Source organism: Pseudomonas sp. BIGb0558, assembly GCF_024807515.1.
Lineage (GTDB): Bacteria > Pseudomonadota > Gammaproteobacteria > Pseudomonadales > Pseudomonadaceae > Aquipseudomonas > Aquipseudomonas yamanorum_A.
On the sequence record NZ_JANUEW010000006.1, the window covers coordinates 39973 to 60653 of the forward strand.

17 protein-coding genes are annotated in these 20681 nt (G+C 59.8%); 2 read left to right on the forward strand and 15 right to left on the reverse strand.

The window, feature by feature from the left end; genetic code table 11:
* The first annotated feature begins 26 nt into the window (after positions 1 to 26).
* The gene (locus tag M2400_RS10580; protein WP_259196307.1) at positions 27 to 3995 is read left to right on the forward strand and encodes a membrane-targeted effector domain-containing toxin; all 3969 of its coding nucleotides are present in this window, start codon (positions 27 to 29) and stop codon (positions 3993 to 3995) included.
* A 396-nt stretch (positions 3996 to 4391) separates the two neighbouring features.
* Positions 4392 to 6071 (forward strand): 2-isopropylmalate synthase, encoded by a 1680-nt coding sequence (gene leuA, locus M2400_RS10585; RefSeq protein WP_177047038.1) that lies wholly within the window; start codon positions 4392 to 4394, stop codon positions 6069 to 6071.
* Between the two features lie 198 nt (positions 6072 to 6269).
* On the opposite strand, the gene M2400_RS10590 is transcribed toward leuA, so the two are convergent.
* The 15 genes from M2400_RS10590 to hscB form a co-directional block, all read right to left on the reverse strand.
* Complete coding sequence (locus M2400_RS10590; RefSeq protein WP_177047040.1) at positions 6270 to 7061, reverse strand: amidohydrolase; 792 nt, start codon at positions 7059 to 7061, stop codon at positions 6270 to 6272.
* Entirely contained in the window at positions 7049 to 8197 is a 1149-nt protein-coding gene (locus M2400_RS10595) for a pyridoxal phosphate-dependent aminotransferase (RefSeq protein WP_177047042.1), read from the reverse strand. The genes M2400_RS10590 and M2400_RS10595 overlap by 13 nt, the downstream gene beginning before the upstream one ends.
* 108 nt (positions 8198 to 8305) lie before the next feature.
* The gene (gene der, locus M2400_RS10600; RefSeq protein WP_088423691.1) at positions 8306 to 9775 is read right to left on the reverse strand and encodes a ribosome biogenesis GTPase Der; all 1470 of its coding nucleotides are present in this window, start codon (positions 9773 to 9775) and stop codon (positions 8306 to 8308) included.
* A gap of 205 nt (positions 9776 to 9980) precedes the next feature.
* On the reverse strand, positions 9981 to 11132 hold the full coding sequence (gene bamB / locus M2400_RS10605; RefSeq protein ID WP_177047044.1) for an outer membrane protein assembly factor BamB: 1152 nt from the start codon (positions 11130 to 11132) through the stop codon (positions 9981 to 9983).
* Entirely contained in the window at positions 11125 to 11766 is a 642-nt protein-coding gene (locus M2400_RS10610; RefSeq protein WP_177047046.1) for a tetratricopeptide repeat protein, read from the reverse strand. The genes bamB and M2400_RS10610 overlap by 8 nt, the downstream gene beginning before the upstream one ends.
* Before the next feature lie 40 nt (positions 11767 to 11806).
* Complete coding sequence (hisS, locus tag M2400_RS10615; protein ID WP_076017543.1) at positions 11807 to 13096, reverse strand: histidine--tRNA ligase; 1290 nt, start codon at positions 13094 to 13096, stop codon at positions 11807 to 11809.
* A 23-nt stretch (positions 13097 to 13119) separates the two neighbouring features.
* Positions 13120 to 14229 carry a flavodoxin-dependent (E)-4-hydroxy-3-methylbut-2-enyl-diphosphate synthase gene (ispG, locus tag M2400_RS10620; RefSeq protein ID WP_003209666.1) on the reverse strand — a complete coding sequence of 370 codons (1110 nt, stop codon included), beginning with the start codon at positions 14227 to 14229 and terminating at the stop codon, positions 13120 to 13122.
* 4 nt (positions 14230 to 14233) lie between these two features.
* Positions 14234 to 15217, reverse strand: coding sequence for a RodZ family helix-turn-helix domain-containing protein (locus tag M2400_RS10625; protein WP_177114792.1), 984 nt, complete (start codon positions 15215 to 15217; stop codon positions 14234 to 14236).
* Positions 15217 to 15975: a type IV pilus biogenesis/stability protein PilW gene (pilW, locus tag M2400_RS10630; protein WP_177047050.1), complete on the reverse strand. Its 759-nt coding sequence runs from the start codon at positions 15973 to 15975 to the stop codon at positions 15217 to 15219. Before pilW ends, M2400_RS10625 begins: the two co-directional genes overlap by 1 nt.
* Positions 15976 to 15987: 12 nt before the next feature.
* Positions 15988 to 17136 carry a 23S rRNA (adenine(2503)-C(2))-methyltransferase RlmN gene (gene rlmN, locus M2400_RS10635; protein WP_003209670.1) on the reverse strand — a complete coding sequence of 383 codons (1149 nt, stop codon included), beginning with the start codon at positions 17134 to 17136 and terminating at the stop codon, positions 15988 to 15990.
* 30 nt (positions 17137 to 17166) lie between these two features.
* A complete protein-coding gene (gene ndk / locus M2400_RS10640; protein WP_003175956.1) occupies positions 17167 to 17592 on the reverse strand; it encodes a nucleoside-diphosphate kinase in 426 nt (141 codons plus the stop codon).
* A 91-nt stretch (positions 17593 to 17683) separates the two neighbouring features.
* Positions 17684 to 17884, reverse strand: coding sequence for a Fe-S cluster assembly protein IscX (gene iscX / locus M2400_RS10645; protein WP_177047060.1), 201 nt, complete (start codon positions 17882 to 17884; stop codon positions 17684 to 17686).
* A gap of 14 nt (positions 17885 to 17898) precedes the next feature.
* Entirely contained in the window at positions 17899 to 18240 is a 342-nt protein-coding gene (gene fdx, locus M2400_RS10650) for an ISC system 2Fe-2S type ferredoxin (RefSeq protein ID WP_010176867.1), read from the reverse strand.
* 3 nt (positions 18241 to 18243) lie between these two features.
* The gene (hscA, locus tag M2400_RS10655; protein ID WP_259196301.1) at positions 18244 to 20106 is read right to left on the reverse strand and encodes a Fe-S protein assembly chaperone HscA; all 1863 of its coding nucleotides are present in this window, start codon (positions 20104 to 20106) and stop codon (positions 18244 to 18246) included.
* Positions 20107 to 20157: 51 nt separating this feature from the next.
* A complete protein-coding gene (hscB, locus tag M2400_RS10660) occupies positions 20158 to 20679 on the reverse strand; it encodes a co-chaperone HscB (RefSeq protein ID WP_008438289.1) in 522 nt (173 codons plus the stop codon).
* Positions 20680 to 20681: the final 2 nt, after the last annotated feature.

The following is a 20681-nucleotide window of genomic DNA, read 5'->3' on the forward strand; positions in this document are numbered from 1 at the left end:
CATTCAAATACTGTGAGGTTTCGTTTATGGTTAGTCCCACCGTGATGCCGATACATCCCCCTTCGATCCAGCCGCCCGCCTTCGCACTGACGTCCGCCGCCAATATCACCCAGCCTGCCCCGTTGCCCGGTTCGACAGGCATACCACCGGAGCAACGCTCAACGCTCGCGGGACACTTCAACGTCGGCGATCAGCAAGCCTTCATCACTCAACACAACTCCCTCGCGCTCGCCATGCAAAAGCTGCATGGCCAGCAACCGAACTTCAAGGATGTCCAACTGCAACAAGTGGCCGCGATGCTTGCCGACCAGCCTCATCTCAATCCAGCAACGTTGACCTTCAAACGCTGGATCAGACAGAGCGATGGCAGTATCAAAACACTCTCCGAGCAACCCCTTCTGGAGGCTCTGGATAAAAAGATTGCAGAACTGTCGAACCAGCCCGGCAAGCACGCTGACGAAGACGCCGACGTGCAGTCGGGCATATTCAGCCAAGGCACAGCCAGTCAACCGCCGGAACTCATCGACACAACCCACTCGTTAAGCACCATCGCCCAGCGCATCACCACGCAATATCCCGAGGCGGCACTCGCCTTCTGGACGACACCACGCCCGTCAAAAACAAACCCGCAGGTATTGGAGTCGCCGCAGGACGAGCTGTTGACCCTGCACAAGCGCCAACTGTCGACACTGGCAGCCTTGCGCGCAAGTGATGGCACCCTGAGCCCGGCAGGCAAACAACTGATCGACGCTGCACTGCAATACCCCACGCTCGCCGAACGGGAGAAAGCCTTTGCCGACGGCGCCCGTCCGGGTGTGTATCCACTCACCCTGGATGACGGCACCGAGCGCGGTGCTTTACTCGCCGGCACTTTTCTCATCACCCAGACTGACGGGGCCTTCTCCACCCCGCCGACCTGGCCCAAAGGCAGATCCCTGGCGCTCGACGAGGCCAATGGCCCGGTCGTGCTGTATACACCCGGCGAAGGCTTCGAAGAATTCGCAACCCCCGCCCAGGCACGCGAAACGTTGGCGCTACGCCTGGATCAAGGCGCAACAGACGCCAACCTGCTGTTGCAGACGCTACCGCTATCGTTGCAAAACCGGCCGAACCCACCCACCGGGGACGACCTGATGCTCAGCGCCGAACCTCTGGCCGGGGATGTGCTGGCCGAAAGCTTGCCCGGCATGCTCAAGCGCCAGCAGGCCGAAATCAACATGGGCCTTGCCACTGCATCCGCTCAATCCACCACGCCATTACATCAGGCCATTGATAAGGCTGCCGACTGGTCATACCTGCTGGATGGCAGCAATGCCATGCAGGCACGCAACCAGAAACTGGCCGACAAACTGCAACCCGAGTGGCTGAAAAACCTCACCCCGGACCAGGAAATACGCTTTGAGCAACTTGAGCAGGCCGAAGAGAAAAGCGCGAACGCACTGACCCCGCAGATTGAGACAATACCCTCCCTGGCCACTTTCGCCCGGGACCGGATGAATGCATCGATAAAGCAGCAGTACCCGACGGCAGAGGTGGATGCCGATCAATTGATGGTCCTGGCACACACCAAGACCCGCATCCTTACGGGCCGCCCTGGTCTCCCTCAAGCGCCTTTCGTAAAAAACATACACCTGTCGCTGACCGACCTGGCCCTGAAAAACCCCACCGCGTTCGCTGCCGGCGAAACATCCACATTTACACAGACCACCCTGACGCTGCCGCTGAAGGATAAGCAGGGCAAGCCCATACTGGACGCCAACGGCAACCCCATCGTCCTCGACACCGAGCAGCTCAAGGCGCTGGTCAACAGGGCCGATGTGGGCGGTGAGTACACCCGCCTGCTGACGAGTGAACTGGCGCCGGACGCCGAGTCGGGGCCGGCAGGTGACAGGCGCGAAGCCTGGAAGGCCAGCCAGGCCGACCAAATGCGTAAAGAAGCTTTTCTCGCAGAGCTGAATCCTTCTGCCTACGCCGCTGAAGCGAAAGAAGACACGACCAGCAAACGTGGGGCGCAATGGGTCGCGGCTGTGCTGGACTACCCCGACCCGGCCAACCGTCCGACGGTCGATGGCCAAGCCATCGTTACCCATACACTCCATCAACGCGGCTTGCCCGTGCAGGGCGTGATGGTTATCGGTAATGGCAAGGACCCGGAGCGGGTGCTGTATACGCCCAATGCCCCCGACGGAGTGACCTTTCGCGAAGTGGCGGATCAGCAAGCACTCGACACCCTGCTGGAAAAAAACGAATGGCGGCTATACACCGCGAACCGAAAGTCGCCCGTCAGTAAAGATGACGTTGATAAAGCCAAGACCGCGCTCACGAATCAAGCCACCAACCTGAGCCGGAATCCGATCACTGCCATCGATGCATTCGTCAAGACGCTCAAGCTCACGGGCGACACCAATACCCTTTCGCCCATCACGGGTGATGCCCAGGACGCGTTGTACAAACAACAGGTACAACTGCTGGTGGATAAAGCCGACTACCAGTCAGTCAGCAGCGCTGAAGTGGCGGCAGAATCGACCGCCAACAAGATCCAGTTCGGGGTTGAAGTCGCCACAATATTCCTGGACCTGCTGCCGGTGCTCGGTAAGGTCGCTTCCACAGCCGTCCGGTTAGGAAAAGCCGGGTTAACGGCGCTACGCGCCAACGCCAGGGTCATACCCAAACTGATCAAGCATCCAACACTGGTGCGTGGGATCTATGCCGATTTTGCGACGTCGGCGACGGGCATCCCGCTGGTTCGCACCTCGCCACTGCGGCCAGTACTCAAGCCCTCGATTGCCATAGCCCCACTGTCCCAGGGAAGCCCGCTACCGACGCCAGGTGCGAGCATCCCGAATACTGTTCCCCCAAGCTCAGCCCCCTTCCCGAGTCCAGGCCGTGATCTGAGCCGCTACGCCGTGCCGGATACGCTGATCCAGGGGCGCCCGCTAAGACCGGACGGCACCTACAACGTCGGCGAGCATTGGTATGTGCGCTTTACCGATAACACTGGAGAGAACAAGGTCTATCAGATCGATTCAGCCTTTCACGCACGCAGCGGGCGGGTCAATATCGTGGACCCCAATGCCTCGCCGACGGCACCCAGGAGCAGCAAAATAGTGGCTTCTGTGCAATCTGCAGGAAATGGCGAATGGCGACTGAATGAACTGCCGGGAGGTGGGAAACAACTACCCGAAACCGAATATGTCAGCCGCAGCAACGGTCGGCTGATCGAGGCCGATTTCACCCCGGCAGCGCTGCCGGTGGCCAGGCATTGGTTCAGACGGGATGCCCAGCGTTTCTACCAGTCTATGGTCGCAGGCGGTCAAATGCCGCCGCGCCCACCTCGGCTGACGCTCGCACCCAATACATCGCCTGCCGATCTGTTTCGTGATGCCTACAAAACCAGTGACATTGTCGTACTTGGCGAGCTTCACAACGAAATCGCCAGTTTTCAGCTGATCAAAGAGAATATGCAGGCCCTCAAAGAGGCCGGTGTCACCACCATCGCGCTTGAAAATGTGGAAACCGATGCCGCAGGCCGAGTCGTCGATGTGGGTATGGGCAGTGGACGGCCGGACGGCTCATCGCCCACGCTTTCGGAACTGACTCAGCTTGCTCATGAACATGGCATAACAATTAAAGCCCTCGACCATCGCTACCTGACCCGACGATCGGATATGCCCGGTTTCTACAAGGACGTCGCAGACAACGACAAGGGCATTACCCGCCTGCAGGAGTTCAACTACTACGCCACACGCATCCTGCAAAACCGCAAGCCAGGCGAAAAAATACTGGCCTTGGTTGGCAGGTCCCATATGAACACGGCTCGAAACATTCCGGGCCTCGCCGAACTGACCGGTGGCGTCGGGATCGGCGTTTACCCGACGACGACATCGAACGGGAGCATTGCCATCAGTGGTCCGTCAGTACCGAAGGATCCCGGGAGAAGCGTAGCGAGTGGTCATACGGCCGGGGACTATCAGATTTTCCAGAAAATCAGTTGAGTGCGTTTGGTGCGCGATGGGATCCCCTCACCATCGCGCATCCCGACGGGAATATCGTGCCGACAGCACCCCGCCCTTTTAAATTGCACAGCTTGGGACGCCGCCGCAACAAAACCAACAAACACTGATTAAAACGACAATAAATAGCCATAAATATCAATTTATGGAGAAATCCTATCAATTTTTTCAGACTACTTGCCATCTCTCCTGCCCACGATTAGGGTTGGACCTATGAAAACCTCTCACACCCTCATTCAGCTTCGCCAGCACCGCAGCCTGTGCCTAGTCAGCGCACGACTGCCAGGCTGAATCGAACCGCCTCGTCCCAGCTTTATCCCCAAACAGTAGTTCCATGGCAGGCCGCCTTTTCTCGGCCCTACAACAAGGATTCTCCAGATGAGCATGCTCAAAGACCCGTCTTCGAAGTACCGCGCGTTTCCGACCATTGATATCCCGGACCGCACCTGGCCGTCGAAGACCATCACCGCCGCGCCGATCTGGTGCAGTTCCGACTTGCGCGACGGCAACCAGTCGCTGATCGAACCGATGGACGCGGTGAAAAAGCTGCGCTTCTGGAAGACCCTGGTCGCCGTCGGCGTGAAGGAAATCGAAGCTTCCTTCCCGGCTGCCTCGCAAACCGATTTCGACTTCGTGCGCACCCTGATCGAAGACAACCACATCCCCGCGGACACCACCATCCAGGTGCTGACCCAGGGCCGTGAAGACTTGATCGCCCGCACCTTCGAATCCCTGCGCGGCGCGAAGAAAGCCATCGTTCACTTGTACAACGCCACCTCACCGTCGTTCCGCCGCATCGTGTTCAACCAGGACAAGGACGGCATCAAGGCCATCGCGGTCAACGCGGCCAAGCTGTTCGTCAAATACGCTGCCCAGCAGCCGGAAACCCAGTGGACCTTCGAGTACTCGCCAGAGACTTTCAGCGCCACTGAGCTTGAGTTCGCCAAGGAAGTCTGTGACGCGGTGATCGAAGTCTGGAACCCGACGCCCGAGCACAAGGTGATCCTCAACCTGCCGGCCACCGTTGAATGCGCCACCCCGAACATCTATGCCGACCAGATCGAGTGGTTCGGTCGCCATATCAACCGTCGTGACAGCGTGATCATCAGCCTGCACACCCACAACGACCGTGGCACTGGCGTCGCCGCCACTGAGTTGGGTCTGATGGCCGGCGCTGATCGCGTCGAAGGCTGCCTGTTCGGCAACGGCGAGCGTACCGGTAACGTCGACCTGGTGACCGTGGCGTTGAACATGTACACCCAGGGCCTCGACCCGCAGCTGGACTTCTCCGACATCGACGGCATCCGTAAAGTCGTCGAAGAGTGCAACCAGATCCCGGTGCACCCGCGCCACCCGTACGTTGGCGATCTGGTTCACACCGCCTTCTCCGGCTCCCACCAGGACGCGATCCGCAAGGGCTTCACCCAGCAGAAAGACGACGCCCTGTGGGAAGTGCCGTACTTGCCGATCGACCCGGCCGACATTGGCCGCAGCTACGAGGCGGTGATTCGAGTCAACAGCCAGTCGGGCAAAGGCGGCATCGCCTACCTGCTGGAGCAGGAATACGGCATCAGCTTGCCGCGCCGCATGCAGATCGAGTTCAGCCAGGTGGTACAGGCCGAAACCGACCGTGTGGGCCTGGAGATGACCGCAGCGCAGATCTACAGCCTGTTGCAACGTGAATACCTGCAAGCCAACACCCCGTACGCGCTGGTCAGCCATCGCTTGCAGGAAGAGAACGGCAACAGCTCGGTGGAAGTTGAAGTCTCCGGCAAGGGCCAGGGCGAAACCAACCTGCGCTGGCACGGCAAAGGCAACGGCGCCCTGGAAGCGCTGGTGGCCGGGCTGCCGATTGGCGTGGAGATCATGGACTACAACGAGCACGCGATTGGCGCGGGCACCAATGCCAAGGCCGCAGCCTACATTGAGCTGCGGGTGAACGGTGAGCGTCCGGTGCACGGCGTGGGCATTGATGAAAACATCACCACGGCGAGCTTCAAGGCCGTGTTCAGCGCGCTGAACCGTTCGTTGAGCCAGTTGGAAGCGAAAGCGGCGTAAGCACTGCCGCGCAAATGCAAAAGGCCCCTGGATGAGCGTCCAGGGGCCTTTTTTGGGCTCGGAACTTGTGGTGGCTGTCAGGGCCCCATCGCGGGCAAGCCCGGCTCCCACAGGGGAATGCATTCCTCCAGACAACTCAGATCAAATGTGGGAGCCGGGCTTGCCCGCGATAGCAATCTATCAGGCGACGAAAACCGTTCAGGTGAACTCGAAGCTATCCGCATCCAGGTTCGCCGGAAAGCGTGTGCGATACGCCGCCAATTCCGAGGCATCCAGGCACACCTGGAACACGCCGTCCGCCTCCCCTGCGCTCAGCAGGCTTTCTCCCTGGAAGTCCAGGACCTGGCTGTCACCGGTATAGGCAAAACCCTTGCCGTCCGTGCCCACCCGGTTCACCGCCGCCACGTAGCACAGGTTTTCGATGGCCCGTGCCGGCAGCAGGCGGTTCCAATGCTGTCGCCGTGCGCCCGGCCAGTTGGCGGTGTACAGCAGCAAGTCAGTGTCCTGGGCGTCACGGCTCCACACCGGGAAGCGCAGGTCGTAGCAGATCAACGGACGAATCCGCCAGCCCTTGAGTTCGAACTGCACCTGACGCTCGCCGGGGGTGTAGTGATCGTGCTCACCGGCCATGCGGAACAAGTGGCGCTTGTCGTAGTGCAACACCTCGCCATCCGGGCGCGCCCAGAGCAAGCGGTTGCGATGACTGCGGTCGGCGGCCTGGATGATCACACTGCCGGTGATCACCGCGTTGTACTTCTTCGCCTGGGCCTGGAGCCATTGATGGGTGGGGCCGTTTTCGGGCTCGGCGAGCGTTTCCGATTCCATCGAAAAACCGGTGGTGAACATCTCCGGCAGCACGATCAGGTCGGCCCCCCTCGCCTGCTCCAGCAGCAGATCGAAATGCTCGAGGTTGGCTTGGCGGTCGTGCCAGGCCAGGGTGGTTTGCACCAGGGCAATGTTCAGGTTGGGTAACGTACTCAGATCACGCATAGTTTCTCGGCTGCTTGGCGCAGCGTCTCCTCGCGTTTGGCAAAGCACAGGCGCACCAGGCGCTGGCCTTGCGGTGGGTTCTGGTAGAACACCGAGACCGGGATGGTGGCCACGCCATGTTCGCGGGTCATCCACAGCGACATGGCGACGTCATCCAGGTCCGGGCGAATCTGTGAGTAATCCACCAGTTGGAAGTAGGTACCGGCCACCCGGGTAAAGCTGAAACGCGAAGGTTCCAGCAGGTCGCAGAACAGGTCGCGCTTGGCTTGATAGAAAGCCGGCAGCTCCTCGACATGCTCCGGGTGTTCGGCCATGAAGTCTGCCAAAGCGTACTGCAACGGGGTCACGCCGCAAAAGTTGACATATTGATGCACCTTGCGCAGCTCGGCGCTGAGGGCCGGCGGCGCGACAACGTAGCCGGTTTTCCAGCCCGTGACGTGGTAGGTCTTGCCGAACGAGCTGACCACGAACGCACGCTGGTACAGCTCTTCGTGGGCCAGCACGCTGACGTGGGGCACACCGTCGAATACCAGGTGCTCGTAGACCTCGTCGCTGACCAGGTAGATATCGCGGTCGCGGATCAACTCGGCCAACTGGTCCAGCTCGGCACGGCTGATCAGGGCGCCTGTGGGATTGTGCGGGCTGTTGAGGATGATCATGCGGGTGCGCGGTGACAACGCAGCACGCAGCCGCTCAAAGTCCAGGGCGAAGTCATGCAGGCCCAGTTGCACATGCACGCAGCGACCGCCCGCCAGCTCTACCGAGGGCTCGTAGCTGTCGTAGGCAGGATCAAACACGATGACCTCATCACCACTGCGGATCACCGCCTGGATCGCGCAGAAGATCGCTTCGGTGGCGCCTGGGGTGATGGTCACTTCGCTGTCGGCATTCACCGTTGCGCCATAGCTGCGGGCGATCTTGGCCGCCACTTGCTGGCGCAGCACCGGCAGGCCGGTCATGGGTGCGTATTGGTTATGGCCTAGGGCGATATGCTTGCCCACGCCATCAAGCAAACCCTGAGGCCCGTTGAAGTCGGGAAAACCCTGGGACAGGTTGAGCGCACCGGTTTCGGCAGCGAGTTGTGACATGGTGGTGAAGATGGTGGTGCCGACATTCGGCAGCTTGCTGGTGATCATCGGGGCGCCCCTTGCGGTGAGCTCCAAGTTTTAAGCTGCATGCCGCGAAGGGTCAACCGCCAGGCACAAAAAAGGGCTCTGAAAGAGCCCTTTTTCAACCGATCAGGATCAGCGCTTGTCGCGGCGCTTTTTGTCGGCTTTCTTGTGGTGCGTCATCATCCGGCGCTTTTTGTTTACCTGGCGGTCGGTGAGGCTGTTCTTGTTGCCTTCGTACGGGTTCTCACCGCCCTTGAACTCGATACGGATCGGCGTGCCGACCAGCTTCAAGACACGGCGATAGGTGTTTTCCAGGTAACGCACGTAAGACTTCGGCACTTTCTCCAGCTGGTTACCGTGGATCACGATAATCGGCGGGTTGGCACCACCCAAGTGAGCGTAACGCAGCTTGATCCGACGGTTGTTGACCATCGGTGGCGCGTGCTCGCTGACCGCATCTTCAAGAATCTGGGTCAGGCGGTTGGTTGGCCAGCGGGTGACCGCGGACTTGAACGAGTTCTGCACCGAAGCGTAGAGGTTGCCCACGCCGGTACCGTGCAGTGCCGAGATAAAGTGAATATCGGCGAACTCGACGAAGAACAGGCGACGCTGCAGCTCGATCTTGACGAAATCGCGTTCGCTCGGCGTCATGCCGTCCCACTTGTTGATCGCGATCACCAGGGCGCGACCGGCTTCCAGGGCAAAGCCCAGCAAGTTCAGGTCGTGGTCTACCACGCCTTCGCGGGCGTCCATGACGAAGATCACCACGTTGGCGTCTTTGATCGCCTGCAGGGTTTTCACCACCGAGAACTTTTCAACTTCCTCGTGGATCTTGCCGCGCTTGCGCACACCGGCCGTGTCGATCAGCGTGTACTTCTCGTCGTTACGCTCGAACGGGATGTAGATACTGTCGCGGGTGGTACCAGGCTCGTCATAGACGATGACCCGGTCTTCACCGAGCATCCGGTTGACCAGGGTCGACTTGCCGACGTTCGGGCGGCCGATGATCGCGATCTTGATACCGTCTTTTTCGCTTGGGCCAGGAATGCGCTTGGCTTCCTCGCCTTCGGCAACGATCTCTTCTTCGCCTTCGACTTCATCCACGTCATCACGCGGGAAGTCGCGCAGGGCGATTTCCAGCATCTGGGTGATGCCACGACCGTGGGCACCGGCGATCGGAATCGCGTCGCCCAGGCCCATCGGGCTGAATTCGGCACGGGCCATCTCAGGATCGATGTTGTCGATCTTGTTGGCCACCACGTAGGAACGCTTGTTGCGCTTGCGCAGGTGCTCGCCAATCATCTGGTCGGCAGCGGTGTAGCCCGCGCGGGCGTCCACCAGGAACAACACGACATCGGCTTCTTCAATGGCCAGCAGCGACTGCTCGGCCATCTTTTCGTCCATGCCATGCTCGTCACCGGAGATACCACCGGTGTCGACAATAATGTAGGAGCGCCCTTGCCACTTTGCCTCACCGTATTGGCGATCACGGGTCAGACCGGACAAGTCGCCGACGATGGCGTCGCGAGTCCTGGTCAGGCGGTTGAACAAGGTGGACTTGCCGACGTTCGGTCGGCCCACCAGGGCGATTACGGGAACCATGCGGCTCTCCACTTCGTTATTTCAGAAAATACAAAAGCCGCTGCAAGGCAGCGGCTGGTGCTCGACTGTAGGAGCGAGCTTGCTCGCGAAAAACGCAAAGGCACCGCGTTTATCCAGACTGCACGCGTTATCGTTGACGATTTTCGCGAGCAAGCTTGCTCCTACAGGTGAAGCTGCCTGAGGGGTAGCCCCCCAAGCATAGTTCTTACTTGATGGTCAGCGCTTCCAGCTTGCCGCTGTTGCCATACACGTAAAGCATGTTGCCTACCACCAGCGGACGGGCACGCAGGCCGTCGCTGTCGATGCGTTCGCGACCCACGAAGCGACCGTCCACCTGGCTCAGCAGGTGCAGGTAACCTTCAAAGTCGCCTACCGCTACGTAGCTGGAGAACACTTCCGGTGCCGACAGTTGACGGCGGGCCAGAGAGTCGTTGCTCCACAATGCAGTGGTGGAACGCTCGTCGACACTTTCAACGGTGCCGGACGCCAGGCTTACGTAGACGCTGCCAAACCCTTGGGCGACACCGGCGTAGCTGGAAGCATCACGCTGCCAGTTGATCCGGCCGCTCTGTACGTCCAGCGCCGCGACACGGCCCTGATAAGTGGCGACGTAAAGGGTATCACCCGACAGCAGCAAGCCACCGTCGATGTCCACTACGCGGTCCAGCTCCGAACGGCCCTGAGGAATAGCGACCCGGGTTTCCCAGGCCGGCACGCCGTTCTGGGTGTCCAGGGCGACCACTTTACCGGTCGACAGGCCTGCCAGTGCCAGGTTACTGGTCACAACCGGACCGCTGGTACCGCGCAAGGTCAGGACCGCCGGCGTGCTGTCGTACAACCAGCGCTGGTTACCAGTGGCGGCGTCGAGGCCGATCACACGGTCATCCTGGGTCTGAACCACAACCACGTCACCGTTGGTAGCCGGTGGCGAGAGCACTTCACTGGTCACGCGAGCGCGCCATTTCTCTTCACCGGTGCTCGAATCCAGTGCCACGACATCGCCTTTCAGCGTGCCGAGCAGCACTAGGCCGGAACCCACGCCAACGGCGCCGGACACAGGCAGTTCGAGGTCTTTCTTCCATTTGACGTCGCCGTTCATGCGATCCATGGAGACCACAACGCCGGTGGAGTCTGCGGCGAAGATGGTGTCACCGTCGATCGCCGGGACCATCAGGTTGTACAGGTCGCCCTGACCGTCACCAATGGAGCGGCTCCACTGCTTTTGCAGGACCACTTCTTCCTTGAAGCTGGTCAGCTCGGCCGGAGGCAGTTCTTTTTTGCTGTTGCTGCTGCAACCCGCGGCCAAAACGGCCAGAGCCAGCAATGCTGCATGTTTCCAACGGATCACGTCACGCATCCCCTTTGGCCAAGTCGTCGAGCTTGATTTGTAAGCCACCGACCGCCGCTTCATCAGACAGCGCCGCCTTGGCTTTTTGGTACGCAGCATTGGCTTCGTCGGTGCGACCCAATTGGACCAGCAGGTCGCCCTTGAGCTCTTCACGAGTGGCCAGGAATGCCTTGTCAGCATCGCCGTCGAGCAGTTTCAGTGCGTCGTCGGCCTTGTTCTGTGCCGCCAATACCTGAGCCAGACGCTGACGTGCGATTTCACCCAGTGTCGGGTTGGCCGGCTTGTCGGTGATGGCTTTCAGCTCGGAGGCTGCGTCATCCAGCTTGCCGTTGTCCACCGCAACTTTTGCGACGAACAGGCTGCCGTATTGCGCGTAGGTGCTACCACCGAATTCGCTCTTCAGCTTGCCGGCCAGGTCTGCCACTTGGGCGAGGTCCGGCTTGCCGCTTGGCGTCAGCGTGGTTTCCAGCAATTGCTGATAGATAATCGAGGCGCCTTGCGACTGGTTAGCCTGATACTTGTGCCAGGCTTGCCAGCCGAACACCACTACTAAAGCCAGCAAGCCGCCAGTGACCAGGGGCTTGCCGTTGCGCTGCCACCAGTCTTTGAACTCGGCCAGCTGGTCATCATCAGTACTCGACACCCCAATACTCCTTAATCGCTAAATCGGCTGTTTGACAGCTTCAACCCTGCACGATGCAGGTGGCCAGGTGCGCTGCAAGCGCATCAAAGGCAATGCTTTGTTGTTCACCCTGACCACGCAGGGGTTTGAAACTTACCACTTGCTGGGCCAACTCATCATCACCCAGGATCAGTGCATACAGCGCACCGCTCTTGTCGGCTTTCTTGAACTGGCTTTTGAAGCTGCCGGCGCCGGCATTGACTTGCAGGCGCAGGTTCGGCAGTTGGTCGCGCAGCTTCTCGCTCAGGGCCAGGGCAGCCAGTTCGGCCGCCTCGCCAAAGGCACAGAAGTACACGTCCACCTGACGGGAGATTTCTTCGGGAACCTGCTCCAGGGTTTCCAGCAGCAGGATCAGCCGCTCGATACCCATGGCAAAACCAACACCGGTGGTCGGCTTGCCGCCCATCTGCTCGACCAGGCCGTCGTAACGGCCACCGGCACACACGGTGCCCTGGGCGCCGAGCTTGTCGGTGACCCACTCGAACACGGTCTTGCTGTAGTAATCGAGGCCACGCACCAGTTTCGGGTTGATGACGTAAGGAATACCGGCCGCATCCAGGCGAGCCTTGAGGCCCTCGAAGTGGATACGGGACTCGTCGTCCAGGTAGTCGGCCATTTTCGGCGCGTCCACGAGTACGGCCTGGGTCTCGGCGTTCTTGGTGTCCAGTACCCGCAGCGGGTTGGTTTTCAGGCGGCGCTGGCTGTCTTCGTCCAGCTTGTCCAGGTGGCCCGACAGGAATTCAACCAGGGCTTCGCGGTAGCGGCCCCGGGATTCGCTGGTGCCCAGGCTGTTGAGTTCAAGCTTGACCGCATCACGGATGCCCAGCATGCCCCACAGGCGCCAGGTCAGCACGATCAGCTCGGCGTCGATGTCCGGACCGTCGAGGTTGAACACTTCCAGGCCGATCTGGTGGAACTGGCGATAACGGCCTTTTTGCGGACGCTCGTGGCGGAACATCGGGCCGATGTACCAGAGCTTCTGCGGCTGGCCACCGCCGGTTAGGCCATGTTCGAGCACCGCACGCACACAGGCGGCAGTACCTTCGGGACGCAGGGTCAGGGAATCGCCGTTGCGGTCTTCGAAGGTGTACATCTCTTTTTCGACGATATCGGTCACTTCACCGATGGAGCGCTTGAACAGCTCGGTGAACTCGACGATCGGCATGCGGATCTGCTTGTAACCGTAGTTATCCAACAGACGCGCGACAGTGCCCTCGAAGTAGCGCCACAGGGGCGTCTGCTCAGGCAGGATGTCATTCATGCCACGAATGGCTTGCAGAGACTTGCTCACATCAAATCCTTAAATTCGTTCGATCAGCCGCGCGCGATAACCGCTGCGTCAGCTTCGACCTTTTCGGCCGCTTTCTGGCGGATCAGCCGTTCCAGCTCATCCACCAGATTGTCATTCGTCAATTTCTGCGACGGCTTGCCGTCGATGTAGATCAGGTTTGGCGTACCACCGGTCAGGCCCACATGGGCCTCTTTGGCCTCACCCGGCCCGTTGACCACACAGCCAATCACCGCAACATCCAGCGGCACCAGCAGGTCTTCGAGGCGTACTTCCAGTTCGTTCATGGTTTTCACCACGTCGAAGTTCTGCCGCGAGCAGCTCGGGCAGGCAATGAAGTTGATGCCACGGGAACGCAAATGCAGGGACTTGAGAATGTCGTAGCCGACTTTCACTTCCTCTACCGGGTCTGCCGCGAGGGAGATGCGAATGGTATCGCCAATCCCGTCGGCCAGCAGCATACCGAGACCCACCGCAGATTTCACTGTGCCTGAGCGTAAACCGCCGGCTTCGGTAATCCCTAAGTGCAATGGCTGGACGATTTCCTTGGCCAGCAGGCGGTACGCTTCTACCGCCATGAACACGTCTGAAGCCTTTACGCTGACCTTGAAGTCCTGGAAATTCAGGCGTTCAAGGTGTTCAACGTGGCGCAACGCGGACTCGACCAATGCAGCCGGAGTCGGCTCGCCGTATTTCTTTTGCAGGTCTTTTTCCAGGGAACCGGCGTTGACGCCGATGCGGATTGGAATCCCGCGATCACGGGCGGCATCCACCACGGCGCGAACCCGGTCTTCGCGACCGATGTTGCCCGGGTTGATACGCAGGCAATCGACGCCCAGTTCGGCCACGCGCAACGCGATTTTGTAGTCGAAGTGGATATCGGCGACCAGCGGCACCTTGACCAACTGCTTGATGCGGCCAAAGGCTTCGGCAGCATCCATGTCCGGCACAGAAACCCGCACGATGTCGACGCCAGCCGCTTCCAGACGATTGATCTGGGCGACAGTGGCTGCCACATCATTGGTGTCGCTGTTGGTCATGCTCTGTACAGCAATGGGGGCATCGCCGCCCACCGGCACCGAGCCGACCCAGATCTTGCGCGATACGCGACGTTTGATTGGAGATTCGCCGTGCATGACTTTATTGTCCCAACTTGAGGCGAGCAGTCTCGCCACTGGTGAACGGCGCCACGTCCACAGGCTGGCCGTTGTAGGCCACTTGCGCGCCACGGGCGAAGCCCAGACGCAGCGTCAAAGGAGGCTTGCCGCCCTGGTCAAGTGTATCTCCCTTACGCTTCAGACCACTGAACAGCACCTTGCCGTTGCCATCGGAGACTTGCGTCCAGCAGTCAGCGACGTAGGTAATTTGTACTCGGCCATCACCGGCGATCAGTACCGGGGTGGTTGGCGCGGAAATCGCCGGGGCGACGGGAGCCGTTGTTGCCGGAGCCTGCGCCGGTACTGCTGGCGTATGAGCTGGAGCAGCAGGCGTCACTGCAACCGCTGGAGCGGGTGCGACGGGTGCCACTGCGGCGGCAGTACCTGCTTCGGGCGCAGGCTGCTCGGCGCCTGGCTCTGCCTCAGGCGCCGCCTGGCCCTGGGCCACGGCCTGGTCTTCCGGCTCGTCCAATGGATGAATCTGGGTGGTGCCGTCGGCGCTTTCGACTTCGACGTGCTCCATGGCGTTGCTGGACAAGTCCTTGCCGCGCTGTGCGGTCTGGTCCTGCCACCATACAAAACCACCGCCGATCACGGCGATCAGCAGCAGCAGGCTGACAATTCGCAAAATAGTGTGGGAAACCCGCACAGGCTCTTCTATGCGGCCCAGGCCATGGACATTACTGCCTTGGGAATCGGTACCGGTGATCTGGTCGAATTCCTGGACCAATGCGGCCTGGTCGATACCGAGCAACTTGGCGTAGGCGCGGATATAGCCGCGGGCGAAGGTATGCCCTGGCAGCTTGTCGAACGCGCCAGCTTCAAGGTTGCCCAATGAAGTCGTGGTCAAATTGAGCTTGAGGGCCACTTCTGCCAGCGACCAACCATTGCTTTCGCGGGCCTGACGCAAGGTCTCGCCTGGGTTTCCACGATTAGCTGCTACAACTTCCGGGTGCGCCGCTTTCATCATTGCTCCGACAGGTATTGCTGATATTCCGGCGTACCGGGATAGAGTCGTTCGAGTTGCTGGCCAAAACGTGCAGCCTTGTCGCGTTCTTCATGAACCGCAGCCAGGCGCACACCGAGCAATAGACTACGTGCATTTTGCCCGCTCAGCAGGCTAAAACGCTCGTAATAGTCACGTGCCGGCACATAATGCCTGTCTTCGAAGGACAACTCAGCCATTTCGAGCAACGCTCGTGGCTGGCGCTGGTTCAAGTGCAGGGCTTTTTCCAGTTGCTGGCGGGCGGTGTCGCGCTGGCCGAGACGCATCGAGGTAACCCCGAGGTTCTCGAAAACCCGCGAGCGCTCAGGATAGAGGGTATCGGCCGCAGCCTGCTGGAAATATTCGGACGCCAGGTCATAACGTTTCTGCGCAAACAAAAAACTGCCGTAATTGTTCAGCAGTCTTGGATCGCCAGGACGTGTGGCCAGGGCCTTGTGGAAATATTGATCGGCCAGTTCGGGCTCGGCCTGGGCCTGGAACACCAGGGCCAATGCAGCATTGGCGTCAGCATCGCTGCCATCCAGTTCAAGGGCCTTCTTCAGCGGCACCTTGGCCTGTTCGGCCATCCCTTGCTGCAAGTACCCCAAGCCCAACTGCACGTAGGCAGCCCGCGCTTCGTCACGGCCCTTGCCGGTTTGCAACGGACTGTCATGGCCCGATGAAACACAGCCAGCCGAGAGGCTGGCAACAAGCAAAAGCAGCGCAAGGCGCAAGGGCATAGAGATCCTCTCTCAGGTTCGAGTCGCGGCGCTTTGCGGCATATCGTCGGCGGCACTCAGTTCACGCACGGCGATATAACGTTCGCTGCGACGGGTGCGATCCAGCACCTGTCCTACCAATTGGCCACATGCCGCATCGATGTCTTCGCCGCGGGTGGTGCGCACGGTGACATTGAAGCCTGCATGGTGCAGTTGATCCTGGAAACGGCGGATGGCGTTGTTGCTCGGCCGCTCGTAGCCAGAATGGGGAAACGGGTTAAACGGAATCAGGTTGATCTTGCACGGTACATTCTTGAGCAACTCGATCATCTCGACCGCGTGCTCGACCTTGTCGTTGATGTCCTTGAGCATGGTGTACTCAATGGTCAACACACGTTTTTCGCCCAAGGTCGCCATGTAGCGCTGGCAAGATTCGAGCAGCATCTTAAGCGGATACTTCTTGTTGATCGGCACCAATTGGTTACGCAATGCGTCATTCGGTGCGTGCAGCGACAACGCCAGGGAGACGTCGATGTGCTTGGCCAGCTCATCGATCATCGGTACCACGCCGGAGGTCGACAGGGTCACACGGCGCTTGGAGATGCCGTAGCCCAGGTCGTCCATCATCAGGTGCATGGCCGCAACCACGTTGTCGAAGTTCAGCAGCGGCTCGCCCATGCCCATCATCACCACGTTGGTGATGGCACGGTCGGCGGTCGCCGGGATGCTGCCGAACGATTTATTGGCAATCCACACCTGGCCGATCACTTCGGCGGCGGTGAGGTTGCTGTTGAAACCTTGCTTGCCGGTGGAGCAGAAACTGCAATCCAGGGCACAGCCTGCCTGGGACGAAACGCACAAAGTGCCGCGTTTGCCCTGGGGAATGTACACGGTCTCGACGCAGCTGCCGGACGCCACGCGCACTACCCACTTACGGGTACCGTCGGTGGAAATGTCCTCGCTGACCACTTCGGGGCCGCGAACTTCGGCAATGGCCTTGAGCTTGTCGCGCAGGGCCTTGCTGACGTTCGTCATGGCGTCGAAATCATCGACGCCAAGATGGTGAATCCACTTCATTACCTGAGCGGCACGAAAACGCTTCTCCCCGATTGAGTCGAAGAATTTTTCCATTTCCTGTTGAGTCAGACCCAGCAGGTTGGTTTTTGCAGTCAATGTAGTCATGGATTCACCTTCGCTCTTTTAAGCCAATGCTTAGCGAGCGGTTACTTCAGTAGCAGCGAAAAAGTACGAGATTTCGCGGGCAGCAGCGGCTTCGGAGTCCGAACCGTGAACGGCGTTGGCGTCGATCGATTCAGCGAAGTCAGCACGGATGGTGCCGGCAGCAGCTTCTTTAGGGTTGGTAGCGCCCATCAGCTCACGGTTCAGAGCGATAGCGTTTTCGCCTTCCAGAACCTGAACAACAACAGGACCGGAGATCATGAAGGCAACCAGGTCGCCGAAGAAACCACGAGCGCTGTGCTCAGCGTAGAAGCCTTCAGCTTCAGCCTTGGACAGTTGCTTGAGTTTCGAAGCTACAACCTTCAGGCCGGCTTTTTCGAAACGAGTGGTGATCTCGCCGATGACGTTTTTTGCAACAGCGTCAGGCTTGATGATGGAGAAAGTACGTTGAACAGCCATGGTGTAACTCCAGAAACGGTAATTTGCGAAAAATTAAACCCGCGAATTATACGCGGGTTCTTGGGTATTGCCTAACTGCGTAAGGGAGGCTTCAGTCCTGCTCTTCTTTCCAGGCAGTCTGAATAGCTTCAAGAACCTTTTCACCGCCGCGTTCCCGATCATCTTCAAACCCTGGCAAGGCCATGACCATGTCACGCAAAGCTACAAAGTTCAGTGAATAAGGGTTCACGTCCGGGTGACCGTCGGCCAGCAGGATAGCGATATCTTGTACATCAACCCATTTAAGACTCATGACACTTCCTTGAATCAGTGCGGCGCTTCAGCGGCATGGTTGAGCGAATATTTCGGAATTTCGACAGTGAGGTCTTCTGTTCCCACTTTTGCCTGACAGCTCAAACGCGATGTCGGCTCCAGACCCCACGCCCTATCAAGATAGTCCTCTTCCAGCTCATCAGCCTCTTCAAGGCTGTTGAAACCTTCACGGACGATGCAGTGGCAAGTGGTACAGGCGTTGACGCCGCCGCAGGCGCTTTCGATCTCGATGTGGTTGTCGTGAGCGACTTCGAGAATGGACTTGCCGGTCTCAGCCTCCACAACCATACCGTCCGGGCAATGCTCGGCGTGTGGCAGAAAAATGATCTGCGGCATCAGTTAATCCTCAAGTTCGTTCAAGTTGCGGCCCGCCAGGGCGGCTTTCACCGTCTGGTCCATACGACGGGCGGCAAAGGCATCGGTCACTTGCGACAGGCGCTTGGTCTGTTGCTCGATGGCATAACCATCGGTGCCTTTCATCAATTCAGCCAGTTCCTGCATCTGCAGGCCGATGACCATGCGCTCTTCGGCATCCAGCAAACGCTCGCCGTCAGCCTCAAGGGCGCCCTGCACCGCTTCAAGCAGGCGCTGGGCATCGACTTGCTGCTCACGCAACACGCGGGCGACCTTGTCGTCACCGGCGTACTGGAACGAATCCTTGAGCATCTTGGCGATTTCGCCGTCGGTCAGGCCGTAGGACGGCTTGACCTGGATGCTGGCTTCGACGCCAGAGGCCAATTCGCGCGCGGCAACGCTGAGCAAGCCGTCGGCGTCGACCTGGAAGGTCACACGAATCTTCGCCGCACCGGCCACCATCGCCGGAATACCGCGCAATTCGAAGCGTGCCAGGGAGCGACAATCGCTGATCAGCTCACGCTCGCCTTGCAGCACATGAATCATCATGGCCGTCTGGCCATCTTTGTAAGTGGTGAAGTCCTGGGCGCGAGCAACGGGGATGGTGGTGTTGCGTGGAATCACCTTCTCCATCAGGCCGCCCATGGTTTCCAGCCCCAGGGACAACGGAATCACGTCGAGAAGAAGCAGTTCGCCACCATCGCGCTTGTTACCGGCAAGGGTATCGGCCTGGATCGCAGCACCAATGGCCACCACTTGATCCGGATCGATTTCGGTCAGCGGCTGGCGACCAAAGGCCTCAGCCACCGCTTCACGAACACGCGGCACGCGGGTCGAACCGCCCACCATGACCACGGCGGCCACATCTTCCAGCTCGATACCCGAGTCGCGCACTGCGCGGCGACAGGCTTTCAGGCTGCGAGCAACCATCGGCTCGATCAGCGCATCAAAGGCTTCACGGGTCAGTTGTGCCGACCAGCTACCGTAGGAAACTTCAACCGAGGCTGCATCAGTCAGCGCTTCTTTAGCGGCGCAGGCAGTTTGCAGCAGGTTACGTTGCGCGCCCGGGTCCAGGTCGGCAGACAAGCCGGCACTGGTGATGATCCAGCCAGCAATGGCGTGATCGAAGTCGTCGCCGCCCAGGGCAGTGTCGCCACCGGTAGCCAGCACTTCGAAGACACCGCCGGTCAGGCGCAGAATCGAAATATCAAAGGTGCCGCCGCCCAGATCGTAAATAGCCACCAGGCCTTCGGCGTGCTGATCCAGGCCGTAAGCCACAGCGGCCGCGGTCGGCTCGTTGAGCAGGCGCAGCACGTTCAGGCCGGCCAGTTTCGCCGCATCCTTGGTGGCCTGGCGCTGAGCGTCATCGAAATACGCAGGAACAGTAATCACCGCGCCCACCAGTTCGCCGCCCAAGGTGGTTTCTGCACGCTGGCGCAGCACCTTGAGGATATCGGCCGACACTTCCACCGGGCTTTTCGGACCCTGGATGGTGTCGATGAACGGCATATGGGATTCGCCACCGACAAAGCGGTACGGCAGCTGGTCGCCCAGTTGCTTGACGTCGGACAGACCACGACCCATCAAGCGCTTGACCGACAGCACGGTGTTCAAAGGATCGGAAGACGCCGCCAGCTTGGCCGACTCACCGACTTCGGTGCGGTCAGCGTGATAGCGCACGGCAGACGGCAGGATAACCTGGCCATCAGCGTCGGGCAGCGGCTCGGACAGACCGCTGCGCAACGCAGCGACCAGAGAATTGGTAGTGCCCAAGTCAATCCCGACCGCCAGACGACGCTGGTGCGGTTGAGGACTTTGGCCGGGTTCGGCGATCTGCAGTAGGGCCATGGTAATCAGGACTTATCTGTATATCAGGCGTGCAACCTGGGCGGCACTGGGTTAATCGTCGAGGCGCTCTTCTAACTGGCGCACTTCGTAGGTGAGCTTGTCGAGGAACTGCATGCGCCGCATCAGGCGCTCGGCCTGCTCACGTTGCGCTGCATCATCCCAACAGGCTGCGAAGCTTTCGTTGAGTTCATCCTGGGCCACTTTCAGACGACGCTTGAAGACTGCGACACCGGCCAGATCGGCCTCGTCCTGCAGCTCTTCGAGTTCTTCGCGCCATTGCATCTGCTGCATCAGGAAATCAGGGTCCTGGACCGTGACTTCAAGCGGCAGCTCGCGACCGCCCATGGCGAGCAGGTAACGCGCGCGCTTGGGAGGGTTCTTGAGCGTCTGATAGGCTTCGTTGAGGCTGGCTGATTGCTCCAGCGCCAGGCGTTGCTCACGCTCGGAAGCGTCAGCGAAGCGGTCCGGATGCACCCCACGCGCCAGTTCACGGTAGCGCGTGGCAAGCTGTTCAAGGTCCAGCCGAAAACTCGGCTGCAGCTCGAACAAAGCGAAATGACAAGGAGTACCCACAA

Coding starts and splice junctions, on each gene's coding strand:
- rlmN (WP_003209670.1), bottom strand. CDS start 17,136: ATGACTACATTGACTGCAAAAACCAACCTGCTGGGTCTGACTCAACAG.
- hscA (WP_259196301.1), bottom strand. CDS start 20,106: ATGGCCCTACTGCAGATCGCCGAACCCGGCCAAAGTCCTCAACCGCAC.
- der (WP_088423691.1), bottom strand. CDS start 9,775: ATGGTTCCCGTAATCGCCCTGGTGGGCCGACCGAACGTCGGCAAGTCC.
- M2400_RS10625 (WP_177114792.1), bottom strand. CDS start 15,217: ATGAAAGCGGCGCACCCGGAAGTTGTAGCAGCTAATCGTGGAAACCCA.
- M2400_RS10595 (WP_177047042.1), bottom strand. CDS start 8,197: ATGATCACCAGCAAGCTGCCGAATGTCGGCACCACCATCTTCACCACC.
- ispG (WP_003209666.1), bottom strand. CDS start 14,229: ATGCACGGCGAATCTCCAATCAAACGTCGCGTATCGCGCAAGATCTGG.
- iscX (WP_177047060.1), bottom strand. CDS start 17,884: ATGAGTCTTAAATGGGTTGATGTACAAGATATCGCTATCCTGCTGGCC.
- ndk (WP_003175956.1), bottom strand. CDS start 17,592: ATGGCTGTTCAACGTACTTTCTCCATCATCAAGCCTGACGCTGTTGCA.
- bamB (WP_177047044.1), bottom strand. CDS start 11,132: ATGCGTGACGTGATCCGTTGGAAACATGCAGCATTGCTGGCTCTGGCC.
- pilW (WP_177047050.1), bottom strand. CDS start 15,975: ATGCCCTTGCGCCTTGCGCTGCTTTTGCTTGTTGCCAGCCTCTCGGCT.
- M2400_RS10580 (WP_259196307.1), top strand. CDS start 27: ATGGTTAGTCCCACCGTGATGCCGATACATCCCCCTTCGATCCAGCCG.
- fdx (WP_010176867.1), bottom strand. CDS start 18,240: ATGCCGCAGATCATTTTTCTGCCACACGCCGAGCATTGCCCGGACGGT.
- leuA (WP_177047038.1), top strand. CDS start 4,392: ATGAGCATGCTCAAAGACCCGTCTTCGAAGTACCGCGCGTTTCCGACC.
- M2400_RS10590 (WP_177047040.1), bottom strand. CDS start 7,061: ATGCGTGATCTGAGTACGTTACCCAACCTGAACATTGCCCTGGTGCAA.